The following is a 12,696-nucleotide window of genomic DNA, read 5'->3' as shown; positions in this document are numbered from 1 at the left end:
ACACAGAAACAAGCAATTCAAGATTAATTTTAATCCAAATAAACAAAATAAAAAAAGCGATACATTACGTATCGCCCTATTTAAAGCCAAAAGCGGAAATTTATGGTAAGAGATGATTTTTATACTGCTCAATGGTAAATCTACCATTTACAATATTTTTAAAACTCGAGAAAACAATAAAGTTGAACATCACCAAAGCTATAATGAAAGTATAAATTGTTTTTTTGGTGTTTTCAGAAGCAACATACATTGCATTTGGAATAATAATATAAGAAAAGCCAATAAATGCACCCGCAAGACGAGAAGAGAAAATTGGGTTATTTCTAAAAATAAAATAAAAACAGATGCCTACAACCGCATAATTACGGTGATATTCATAGTAAGGAAACTTCTCTTTCATTTTTGTATCGAAAAAGAAAAGGAAAAAGGTAAGAATAGCCATCATTACCTCAGGAATTCCAAATCCTCCGTTCAGTCGTTGTACCGTTTCATCAATATATCCGTTAAAACCTTCCACCAGCTCACTTTGAGAAGCAATACTCGTCAAGAAATCCCCGAAAACACGATAGACCTCAAAAGGAGAAAGAATTATAGAAGTAACTATAAGAATCAGCATCCAGGTCTTATTCAAAGGAACGCGAACCAGCCAATACATTGGTAGAAACACGTAGCAAACATTGTGAATTCCGGCTCCTATATAAATAAACAGAAGGTAATAAAATAATTTCCGCTGTTTTATAAACTTGATAGCAAAGTAGACGATGAAAGACCCCAAACACTGCCTGATCTGTCCGCTCTCTCCAATAAAAAAGCCAGGGATAAACATAAACAACATAAAAGTAAACGGATAAAAAGTATTATCCTCAATGTAGTCTATTTTAAAAATGATTGTGAATATAGCTATTACAAACGTAAGCATGTAAAAAGGTGCATTGAAAACATTCAGCATGATCTTATTGATCAACACAAAAAGCCATTCCAGCTCCATAGGTTGCGGTCCCTCCATATTAAGAGCCTTCATAAAAATGCTTACATAATCTTTTGTGCCCGAATAGATATAAATTCCACGGTAACTTCCATAATCCGGCCCTACCTGGTCCCTAAGTCCGGCTATAATCATAAGATATATTCCCAAAAACCAAAGCCACTTTTTATCAACTCTTTTGGAAAACACTTCCTGAAAGCTGAAAATCATCATATAAATAATGGCAATAAGATAATATGGATGCAGGATACTCATGAAGCGGCAGGATATTTTTTCAACTCATGAGAAGCTACTACAAAGCCGGTCAGGAGTAAAGGTATAAAAAGTCTCGTTTCCCAGAAAAGCCCTACAAAAGCAATCATTACGATATAAGGAGAGGAAAAAAGAAGATATTTTTTTAATATAATTTGTTGGTCCAAAGTACAAAGCTGAAGCACGAAATACAAACCCAAAATCCCAAAACATAAACCTGCCAAGTTAAAAGGACTTGTAAAATTTTTAACCAAATAAACACCTTCCGCAAAGGAAACATGCTGGGAAATAAAAAATTTTAACCCAAAGTAAGGCAGCAAAAAAGCAATAACAAGAAAAGCAATTTCTTTTAGACAGGTAAAATCCAGCTTATTCATATTCACAAAAAGAGCTGCAAAGAAAGCAATATTCAGACAAGCCGTTTCCCTTACAAAGGTTGAGACAAAAATCAAGGCAAGCAGTAATAAAAAATCAATGCCCTTTTTGTGTTTAAAGTATTTTAAACTCAATAAAATTCCGAGAAGATAAAAGAAAATCGCTATGATATCACAATTTGTCGGCACATACTGCGTGATTACAATAAAAAAAACAGCCAGCAAATGTGCAATCCTTTTTATTCTGATATCCTGAAAAAAAACAGAAGGATTAAATTTAAAAATAAAAGATAAAAGCACAGAGGACAAAACAAAAAATAAGCTGTTTACAACAAAAACGCTATGATAAAACAAGCTTCCATGTTTGAGAAGAAAAAATTTCAGCCCCGGAAATCCGTTTACCAATTCAGTAAAAATTTCGGACGCATGAATACTTAAGTAATTAGGGATAACACGATAAGCATACACTGAAGAGAACATAAAATCCGGCGCTTTCTCCCACATCTTCATATTCACATAAGAAGATTCAAAGCCATAATATGCCATGAATAAAAGAAGGAACGGGAAAATTATGACAAATAAAAAGTCATTTATTTTTTCATCAAACAGTTTATGCATACAAAACAGTTCCTCGAATTAGAATGATTTTGTTTCAAAGTCTCTCTGCAAAGACATTATTTGCAAAAGTATAAGTTTTTTTCATTCGGGCTATAAATATTTTATTGATTTTCAAATCAAACTTTCTTTATAAAAATTTTGAACTCCCTCTTAAAAATTTAAATTTGCAAACTTGATTTTATAATGTAATGCATCGTTTCTTCATATTTTTATATTATCTCATATCAAAAAATAAGATTCTTTCTGTAGTTGTTGCAGCAGGAATAGCTGCTTTATGCGTTTTTTTCGCTTCAAAAATCAATTTTGAAGAAGATATCAACCAGATAATTCCTAAAAATGAAAAATCAGATCTTACTGCAAAAGTTCTTCAACAACTTAATTTTTCAGATAAAATCATTGTCATTATTGAAAATAAGTCCAAAGAAGATCAATTTCAGCTTTCGGAGACTGCCGATTCTTTTTTAACTAAAATTGAGCCTTTGCAAAAATACATTGGTTCGGTCCAGGGAAAAGTGAACGACAATGAGATTTCGGAAACCTTTGATTTTGTGAATCAGAACCTTCCCTTATTCTTAAACGAAAACGATTATAAAGAAATTGAAAGAAAGCTTCAAAAAGACAGTATAGCAAAACAGGTTGAAAACAATTATATTTCTCTTGTTTCCCCAACAAGCCTTGTCACCAAAGACTTCATTAAAAAAGATCCGCTAGGGATTACTTTTTTAGGGATCAAAAAACTGAACGCCCTTAATATCAGTAAAGATTTTAAGCTTGAAGATAATTACATCATTACCAAAGACGGAAAAAACCTTCTTCTTTTCATCGATCCGAAAAATAAAAGCAATGACACCAAAAATAATGAAGCGTTTATTAATCAACTGAATGAAATAAAAGATAACCTCAACAAACAATTCAAAGGAAAAACGGAAATCAGTTATTTCGGATCACCGGTTATTGCCGTTGCCAATGCCCAGCAAATCAAAAAAGACATTCAGAATACAGTCATTATTTCTATGACGGTACTTTTACTTTTGCTGATTTATTACTTCAGAAATGTATTTACGCCAATCATTGTTTTCCTGCCCACCGTTTTCTCTGTTTTACTCGCATTACTGATTTTATACTTTATTAAAGATAAAATCTCAGCTATTTCTTTAAGTGTTGGAGCCATATTGATAGGAATCACCATCGATTATGCACTTCATATTTTAACACACTATAAGCACAATAACAATATTGAAGAGCTATACAAAGAAATTACACAGCCTATTATTTTAAGTAGCGCCACGACAGCAGTTTCGTTTCTGTGTCTCGTTTTTGTACGCTCAGAAGCTTTAAAGGATTTGGGCCTTTTTGCTGCCATCACAGTTATTTTATCATCCATTACGGCGCTGATCATTGTCCCTCAATTATACAAGCCGAAGACAAAAGAAAAAGCGGTTAACTCAAATTTCATCGATAAAATAGGTTCTTATCCTTATGAAAAAAACAAACCTTTGATTATCGGCTGCTCCGCGATTATTTTAATCTGTCTTTTCGGTTTCAGGCATGTTGGCTTTAATGAAGATATCGGAGACTTAAATTATATTCCGAAAGATTTAAAAATAAGTGAAGCAAAACTTCAGAAACTTTCAGATATTACTTCAAAATCCATTTATACAATTTCTTACGGAAATTCGGAAAATGAAGCTTTAGCCAGAAACTCTCAACTGAGTCAATTTTTAGAAAAAGAAAAGAAAGAGGGAAAAATTTTAAGCTATAATTCACTGGGAAATGTTGTTTTATCGGAAAAAGATCAGCAACGAAAGATTGAGGAGTGGAAAAGGTTCTGGAATACTCAAAAGAAAAACCAGACGATTTCCGAATTAATAAAAAACGGAAATCAATTTGGATTCAACAGTTCGGCATTTGATCAGTTCAATGAGAATTTAAACAAAAACTATATTCCTCTAACCTTAAAAGACTACGAAAAAGTAAAAGCTCTACAGATTTCTGAGTTTTTAAGTAACGAAAACGGCTTTTACACCGTTTCAAATGTTGTAAAGGTAGATGATAAAAAAAGAGATGCTTTCATCAAAGATGTTGAAAAAAATCATGATGCGTTAGCAATCGACCGCCAACAGATGAATGAAAACTTTTTAGGGTTATTGAAAAGAGATTTTAATACCCTGATCAATTATTCTTTGTTAGCCATCATTTTAACCATCATTGTTTTCTTCCGAAATTTTGAATTGACACTCCTCACAATGTTTCCCATTGTTTTGACAGGAGTTGTCACCGCAGGAATTCTTTACTTTTTAGGATTAGAACTTAATATTTTCAGTACCGTTGTTTGTACTCTGGTTTTCGGAGTAGGAGATGATTTCAGCATTTTCCTTACTCAGGCCATGCAGAAAGAGCATACCACCGGGAAAAATGAACTTCCGACGTACAGAACTTCTATTATCTTAGCCGTTTTCACCACAGTACTTTCTATCGGTTCTTTGATTTTTGCCAAACATCCTGCATTACACTCTTTAGCTTTGGTAGCATTAATTGGGATGTTTTCTGTAATTATTATTACCTCAACATTATATCCGTTCTGGTTTAGGTTATTGATTACAAACAGAGCCAAAAAAGGACTTTCACCGATTACTTTCAGATTATTCGTCAATTCTGTTCTCTCCTTTTTATATTACGGATTGGGGGGACTAATTTTCTCTGCATTCGGAAGCATTTTTGCAAAAAATTCTAAAGGAAAAACGTTAGAGCTCATCAAATTGATCATGGCTAAATTTTTAGTTTCCGTTTTACATACGAATCCGTTTGTAAAAAAGAGACTGATCAGAAACCCAAATGAAGATTTCAGCAAACCCGCCGTCATCATAGCCAATCACACCTCTTTTCTTGACACCCTTGCTTTGGCAATGGCTAACCATAAAATTATTTACTTAGTCAATGACTGGGTGTATAACTCTCCAATTTTTGGAAGGATGGTAAGAGCTCTCGGATTCTATCCTGTTTCTCAAGGCATCGAAAACGGTATGAACCAGCTGAAAGAAAAAGTAGCACACGGCTATTCTTTAGTTGTATTCCCGGAAGCAGAGCGTTCTTACACCAATGATGTAAAAAGATTTCATAAAGGAGCATTTTATATTGCAGAAGAATTTGGGTTAGATGTTGTTCCTGTCTACATTCATGGAAATTCCGAGGTATTACCAAAAGGAGATTTCATTATCTACGACGGAGCTATTACCGTAAAAATCGGTGAGCGAATTCATAAAGATGACCTTAATTTCGGAAAAACATATTCGGAAAGGACAAAAAAGATAAATGCTTATTTCAGAGAGGAGTTTTCAAAACTCAGAAATGAACTGGAAGATGAAAACTATTTTAAAAAGAAACTATTTCTAAGCTTTTTATATAAGGATACTGAAGTTGTAAAAGAAATAAAGGACGATTTTAATAAAAACAAATCGGTATACTTTGAACTGAACAAACACCTTCCAAAAGACGGAAATATTCTGCACATTGCCAATGATTACGGTCAAAAAGATATTTTACTGACACTCCAACAGGCAAGCAGAAGGATATTCGGTTTTATTGTTGATCCGGAAAAACGCGAAGTTGCAAGACATAGCTATATAGTAAAGCAGAGAAAAATCAAGTACATCAACAATTTCTCAGAAATTAACAAAGAAATTGATACGGTTCTGATCTCTGCTGATTCTTTTGATCTTGGGCATTTAAAAGAACTTCCTAAGAAAATTATATTTATTTGCGAAGAAAATTTTTCTTTAGAACATGAAAATTATACCTTGGAATTCGGTTCAGCATCAATAAAAATATATAGACATACATAATATACCACTGAAAAACATATTTTTGTAAATAATAACAAAACACATGAAGAAGAATATTCTTGTACTATATTATACTCAGACAGGTCAGCTCGAAGATATTGTAAAGAACATAGCCCGTCCTTTCGAAGACAAAAAAGACGAGTATCATGTTACGTATTATAATATTAAAATGAAAAAGGACTTTCCTTTTCCGTGGCCGAATGACATATTCTTTAATACATTTCCTGAGTCATATTTACAGATCCCAAGTGAAATCCTTCCTCCACCTGATGAGGTATTGAATACAAAATACGACCTTATTATTTTCGGATATCAGGTTTGGTATTTAACTCCTTCCATCCCCATTATTTCATTTTTAAAAAGCGGCTATGCAGAAAAAATCCTGAAAGACACCCCTGTTGTTACCGTTTCCGGAACAAGAAATATGTGGATGCTCTCTCAGGAAAAACTGAAAGTGTATTTAAAAGACCTGCAAGCTAAACTAATAGGAAACATTGCTTTAGTAGACAGACATGACAACTATACAAGTGTTCTGACGGTGATTCGTTGGATGATTGGCGGACAAAAAGAAAAATCAGGATTACTTCCCGCAGCTGGAGTTTCGGATGAAGAGATTAATGGCGCTGTGAAATATGGAAAGATTATTGAATCCCACTTTAAGAATAATGATTTTGAAGGTTTACAGCCCGATTTGGTAAAAAACGGAGCAATAGAGATCCGTGCATTTTTAGTAAGAGTGGAAAAAGTAGGAAACAAAATCTTCACCATCTGGTCCAACCTGATTATCAAGAAAAAAGAAAAACGACCATTGCTTATCAAATTCTTTAAGGTATATTTGATGGCTGCGATATGGATCATTTCACCTATCGTATTGGTTTTACACCTGTTGACAACACCAATTTTTTGGTTGAAAAGAAAAAAACAAAGAGAATATTTACAAGGAATTAATTTAAAATAGAATGTACGACGTATTTATAACAAAAGCATCAAAATACTTACCCAATGAGCCGGTTTCTAATGACGAAATGGAAACGTATCTTGGTTATATAAATGGCGCAAAATCTAAAGCAAAAGCACTTATTTTAAGAAATAATAAAATTACGACAAGATATTATGCTTTAGACAAAGAAGGAAACCCTACTCATACGAATGCTCAGATCACAGCAAAAGCGATTGAGGGACTTTTTGATGAAAATTTCAAAAAGGAAGACATGAAATTATTGTCTGTCGGAACAACATCACCCGATCAGATTCAGCCTTCCCACGCTTCAATGGTTCATGGTGAGCTCAACATCGGAAGATCTATTGAAATTAATACCGCAACAGGACTTTGCAACTCTGGGATGAATGCTCTGAACTACGGATTCCTTTCCGTGAAAGCAGGAGTTCAGGAAAAAGCTGTTTGTGCAGGTTCTGAAAGAATGTCGGCCTGGATGACGGCAGATAAATTCAACCATGAAGCAGAAAATTTAATCTTACTGGAAGAAAGACCCATCATTGCTTTCAAAAGAGAATTCCTGAGATGGATGCTTTCCGACGGAGCAGGAGCTTTCTTGCTGGAAAATAAACCAAGAGAAAACGCAACGAATTTAAAAGTAGAATGGATCGATTTCTATTCTTACGCTCACGAGATCGAAGCTTGTATGTACGCTGGTTGCGAAAAGCAGGAAGACGGAAGCCTGAAATCCTGGGCAGATTACCCATCAGACGAATGGTTGAAGCAGTCGATTTTTGCATTAAAGCAGGACACAAAAATTTTAGATAAATATATTCTGGTAAAAGGTGCTGAAAGTTTAAGATCATCTTTTGATAAGCATAATTTAGATCCTGAAACTGTAGACCATGTTTTGGCGCATATTTCCTCTGGATATTTTAAAGAAGGACTAAAAGAAGAATTTGCCAATGTAGGTTTAGATTTCCCTTGGGAAAAATGGTTCTACAATCTTTCTGAAGTTGGAAATATCGGAGCTGGATCAATCTTCATCGCTGTGGAAGAATTAATGAATTCAGGAAAGCTGAAAAAAGGAGAAAAAGTGCTTCTTTGTGTTCCTGAGAGTGGGAGATTCGCATATTCATGTGCTTTGTTAACGGTTTGCTAATGGAAAACAAATTACCAACATCTGACCAAAACTTTGTAGAAAGCTTAATTCCGCAACGGTTTCCTTTTGTAATGGTAAACAGCATTACAGAATACTCTGAAAATCATCTGATTTCAGGATTTGAAATAAAAGAGGGAAATATTTTTGTTCAGGACGGAATTTTTCAGGCTTCGGGTTTGGTGGAACATCAGGCGCAGAGTGTGGCTTTACACACCGGCTACAAATTTTATCTGTTAGGGAAAGAAGCTCCTACAGGTTATATTGGTGCTATCAAATCTTTTGAAACAGATGTATTGCCAAAAATCGGTGATCAGTTGAAATCTGAAGTCACCATTCTTAATGAAATGATGGGCGTAACATTGGTAGATATTATTACAAAACTTAATGGTGAAATAATTGCCAAATCCCAAATGAAAACTGTTATAATGTAATATTAAATATTTGAATTAAAAACTTGCGAACTTTGCGTTAAAATTTAATTCAAAATAATATATAATTGAATGGAAATCAAGGAAGAAAATATCATCAATATCCACAACTTTTTGCCGCATCGCGAACCGATGCTAATGGCGGATTATATTTTGGAATTAACCCAGGAAAAAGTGATCACTTCCTTTGAAATAAAAGAAGACAATGTTTTTGTTCACAACAATGAATTCGTTGAGGCTGGTTTGATCGAAAATCTAGCACAGACCTGTTCATCCATTCTCGGACAAAGCTTCTTCGAAAATCCTGATGCAGACACAAAGGTAATCGGTTTCATTACCAATATTAAGAAAATTGAAGTCTTTGCCTTACCGAAAGTGGGTGATAAGATCATTTCAAAAGCCTCTTTGATTTCTCAGTTTGAAAATATATGCCATATCTTCTGTGAGACATTTAACAATGATGAATTGTTGATACGGGCTGAAATTAATTTGTTTATTCAAGAAGTAAAACACTAAACCAATGAAAAAACAAGACCTTCCTCAAGACGAAAGCAATCTGAAGTCAGCCAACATGACCGAAGTGTTATATGTGACGGATGAAAATGACAATTACACCACCGCCAACAGCATTGGCTGGGACGCCAAAAAAGCAGCACTGGAAGAATCGATGGAGCTGATTCATGAGCGTATTGAAGAAGCAAAACAAAACGTTGCCAATAATAAAGTAAGTCCAATTATTTATTTCATGGAGCTGAATAAGATGGATTTACAGGTTTTGGCAGCCTATGTTGGAATGTGGCAATGGCGGGTAAAAAGACATGCAAAACCAAAAATTTTTAAAACACTAAGTGAATCCGTACTGAAAAAATATGCCGATGCTTTCGGAATTTCAGTAGATGAACTAAAAAACTTCGACGGAAAATAAAATACAAACCTCATAGGTTTAGCAAAGTTATCCGCGATAAAAAGAGATAAGAAAAAATGAAACTTAATTTTGAACACCATCAGACCGCACATTGCGAAAACGGTGTCGCCTCTAATTTACTATTAAACAAAGGGTTAAAACTCAGCGAACCCATGATCTTCGGAATCGGTTCCGGATTGTTCTTTGTGTATCTTCCTTTTTTAAAAGTGAATTTCGCTCCCGGTTTCAGTTATCGCCCGATGCCAGGTGCGATTTTCAGCAAAGCGGCAAAAAGACTGGGAATAAAAATTAAAAGAATCAAATTCTCAAATCCGGCAGAAGCCCAAAAAGCGCTGGAAAAAAATTTAGAAAATAATATCCCGACAGGACTTCAGGTTGGCGTTTTCAACCTCACCTATTTTCCTGAAGAATATAAATTCCACTTCAATGCCCATAACCTTGTTGTTTACGGAAAAGAAGACGGAAAATTCCTGATCAGTGATCCTGTGATGGATTACACCACTACGCTTACCGAAGCCGAACTGGAGAAAGTAAGATATGCAAAAGGCGCTCTTCCGCCGAAAGGTCATATGTACTACCCTACTTACATTCCCGAAAATGTAAATCTGGAAGAAGCGATCAAAAAAGGGATTAAAGATACCTGTAAAAATATGTTGGCTCCCGTTCCGATCATTGGAGTAAAAGCGATGCGATGGGTGGCCAAAAGCATCCCGAAATGGGCGGCAAAAAAAGGAACAAAAACAACCAATCATTATTTGGGACAACTGATCAGAATGCAGGAAGAAATCGGAACCGGAGGAGGTGGTTTCAGATTTATTTACGGAGCTTTCTTACAGGAAGCTGCGGTGATCCTTAAAAATGATAAATTGAGAGAGCTTTCTAAAGAAATTACAGCAATTGGTGATCTTTGGAGAGATTTCGCGGTGGATATTGCACGAGTTTACAAAAACAGAAACTCGAAAAGCGATATTTACAACCAGCTATCAAAAACGATGCTTCATATTGCAGATCTGGAAGAAGCTTTCTATAAAAAACTGAGAAAAGCGATCTAAATGGAGAATTTTATTGAGATTAAAAATTTATATAAAAAATATAAAAATGCAGAAGAGTTTTCTGTAAATGATATTTCGTTGAATATTGATAAAGACGAAATCTACGGAATTCTCGGGCCCAACGGAGCGGGAAAAACAACATTGATTTCCATGCTTTCAGGTTTAATAAAACCAACATCAGGAAGCTTTAAAATCAATGGATTAACTCCTCAAAAAGATGGTTTTAAATTAAGACAGATCATTGGAATCGTTCCTCAGGAATATGCTTTGTATCCAACTTTGACCGCTAAAGAAAACTTAATGTTTTTTGGAAGTCTGTATGGCTTAAGTCACAAAAAATTAAGAAATGCTATTGATGAATCTTTGGAAATCATGGGTTTGTCAAAATTCGACGATAAAAAAGTAGAACAGTTTTCAGGCGGAATGAAGCGTCGCTGCAATCTGATTGCGGGAACACTTCACAATCCGAAGGTTCTTTTTCTGGACGAACCAACCGTTGGCGTTGATGTTCAGTCAAAAAAAGCCATCATCGACCACCTTTTGGATCTGAATAAAAAAGGAACCTGTATCATTTATACCTCGCATCACCTTTCAGAAGCGGAGGAATTCTGTACGAAAATTGCCATCATCGATCACGGAAAAATTCATGCGGTAGGAACCCCTGAAGAATTGGTGAACAGAGTAACAAATGCCGAAAACTTAGAAGATGTTTTCATTTCATTAACCGGAAAAGAATTAAGGGATGTTGTTGTATAAACTGTGGAGAAGTTTCGTTAAGGAAATCCTTTTGCTGAAAAGAGATATTGGAGGAATCGTCATTATTTTCGTCATGCCTTTACTGTTGATTATCACGATTACTTTGATTCAGGATTCTACGTTTAAAAATCTGGAAGGTTCAAAAATCCCGATTATTTTTATTGATAATGACAAGTCAGAAGTTTCAAAAAATATAAAACAGGAGCTCGAAAGCAGCAAAACATTTGAGTTACTAACCAATTTTACGGAACAATCCGCTCAGAATGCTGTTTTTGGTGGCGATTATCAAATGGCGATTGTTATTCCTAAGAATTTAACGAAAGATATCAATTCAAATATTGATTCTAAAGTTCAGACCATCGTGAGTTCATTCGGTCTGGAAACGGATTCTTCCGCCGTGAAGAAAACGGTTTCAAAAGCGAAAGATATTCATCTGTATTTTGATCCGGCTACGAATATCGGCTTCAAAAACAATGTCATGAATGCCGTAAACAAAATGGTTTTTGAGATCGAAAATAAAAAGATTTACAAAGCTTTCCAGGATCAGCTGGGGACGACGGAAAACCTGGAAGAAAATAAAAATTTGATCAGCTTTAAAGAAATCACCCCGAAAAAAGGCAACATGGATGTCATGCCGAATTCCGTTCAGCACAACGTCCCGGCTTGGGCTTTGTTTGCGATTTTCTTTATTGTTGTACCATTGTCTATTAATTTAGTGAAAGAAAAAAGCCAGGGAACGAGCGTGAGAGCGAGAATCAGTCCGACTCCTTACTTTATCCATATTTTAGGAAAAACGTTTACGTATCTTATCATTTGTGTTATTCAGTTTTTACTGATGGTGGCGGTAGGAATTTACCTTTTTCCTTATATGGATTTACCACAGTTTGACGTGACAGGAAAAATGTTGCAACTTATTGTTGTGACCTTATTTTCAGGTTTGGCAGCCATTGGTTTTGGTGTTTTATTGGGAACTGTTGCCGATACACAGGAACAGTCTGCGCCTTTTGGGGCAACTTCGGTTGTCGTTTTGGCGGCTGTCGGAGGAATTTGGGTTCCGGTATTTTTAATGCCTGAATTTATGCAGACGATCGCCAAATTCTCTCCTATGAACTGGGGCTTGAATGCGTATTACGATATCATTTTAAGAAACAGCGGAATCGGCGGAATTGCTAAAGAAATCACTTTCTTATTTTTATTTTATGTAGCCATGGTCGCTATTTCATTATTTTACGAAAGAAAACAAAATGCAGTTTAAATTTAACCACAAAGGTCACTAAGATTTTTCACAAAGAGCTCAAGCATTTATTTTGTGTCCCTTGTGGAACCTATTGTGACCTTTGTGGTAAAAATAATTATAAAACACAA

General features: G+C 35.0%; 11 protein-coding genes. 9 read left to right on the top strand and 2 right to left on the bottom strand.

Annotation, left to right across the window (positions count from 1 at the left end):
- Positions 1-100: 100 nt before the first annotated feature.
- On the bottom strand, positions 101-1,240 hold the full coding sequence (locus CLV73_RS15860) for an EpsG family protein (RefSeq protein WP_100377827.1): 1,140 nt from the start codon (positions 1,238-1,240) through the stop codon (positions 101-103).
- Entirely contained in the window at positions 1,237-2,229 is a 993-nt protein-coding gene (locus tag CLV73_RS15855) for a hypothetical protein (protein WP_100377826.1), read from the bottom strand. Before CLV73_RS15855 ends, CLV73_RS15860 begins: the two co-directional genes overlap by 4 nt.
- A 188-nt stretch (positions 2,230-2,417) precedes the next feature.
- Here CLV73_RS15855 and CLV73_RS15850 point away from each other — a divergent pair, with 188 nt between their 5' ends.
- From CLV73_RS15850 to CLV73_RS15810, 9 genes are all read left to right on the top strand, one after another.
- Entirely contained in the window at positions 2,418-6,071 is a 3,654-nt protein-coding gene (locus tag CLV73_RS15850) for an MMPL family transporter (protein WP_100377825.1), read from the top strand.
- 43 nt (positions 6,072-6,114) lie between these two features.
- A complete protein-coding gene (locus tag CLV73_RS15845; RefSeq protein ID WP_100377824.1) occupies positions 6,115-7,029 on the top strand; it encodes a hypothetical protein in 915 nt (304 codons plus the stop codon).
- Between the two features lies 1 nt (position 7,030).
- Entirely contained in the window at positions 7,031-8,170 is a 1,140-nt protein-coding gene (locus CLV73_RS15840; RefSeq protein ID WP_100377823.1) for a beta-ketoacyl-ACP synthase III, read from the top strand.
- Positions 8,170-8,601 carry a hypothetical protein gene (locus CLV73_RS15835; RefSeq protein WP_100377822.1) on the top strand — a complete coding sequence of 144 codons (432 nt, stop codon included), beginning with the start codon at positions 8,170-8,172 and terminating at the stop codon, positions 8,599-8,601. The genes CLV73_RS15840 and CLV73_RS15835 overlap by 1 nt, the downstream gene beginning before the upstream one ends.
- 69 nt (positions 8,602-8,670) lie before the next feature.
- Complete coding sequence (locus CLV73_RS15830; protein WP_100377821.1) at positions 8,671-9,114, top strand: ABC transporter permease; 444 nt, start codon at positions 8,671-8,673, stop codon at positions 9,112-9,114.
- Between the two features lie 4 nt (positions 9,115-9,118).
- Positions 9,119-9,523 carry a hypothetical protein gene (locus tag CLV73_RS15825; protein ID WP_100377820.1) on the top strand — a complete coding sequence of 135 codons (405 nt, stop codon included), beginning with the start codon at positions 9,119-9,121 and terminating at the stop codon, positions 9,521-9,523.
- A gap of 56 nt (positions 9,524-9,579) precedes the next feature.
- Positions 9,580-10,575, top strand: coding sequence for a BtrH N-terminal domain-containing protein (locus CLV73_RS15820; RefSeq protein ID WP_100377819.1), 996 nt, complete (start codon positions 9,580-9,582; stop codon positions 10,573-10,575).
- Positions 10,576-11,331 (top strand): ABC transporter ATP-binding protein, encoded by a 756-nt coding sequence (locus CLV73_RS15815; protein WP_100377818.1) that lies wholly within the window; start codon positions 10,576-10,578, stop codon positions 11,329-11,331.
- Entirely contained in the window at positions 11,318-12,586 is a 1,269-nt protein-coding gene (locus CLV73_RS15810; RefSeq protein WP_100377817.1) for an ABC transporter permease, read from the top strand. The genes CLV73_RS15815 and CLV73_RS15810 overlap by 14 nt, the downstream gene beginning before the upstream one ends.
- Positions 12,587-12,696 lie beyond the last annotated feature (110 nt).

The organism is Chryseobacterium geocarposphaerae (genome assembly GCF_002797535.1).
Taxonomy (GTDB): Bacteria; Bacteroidota; Bacteroidia; order Flavobacteriales; family Weeksellaceae; genus Chryseobacterium; species Chryseobacterium geocarposphaerae.
Note: the sequence above shows the minus strand (reverse complement) of the source record. Positions and strands in the feature narration are given on the sequence as shown.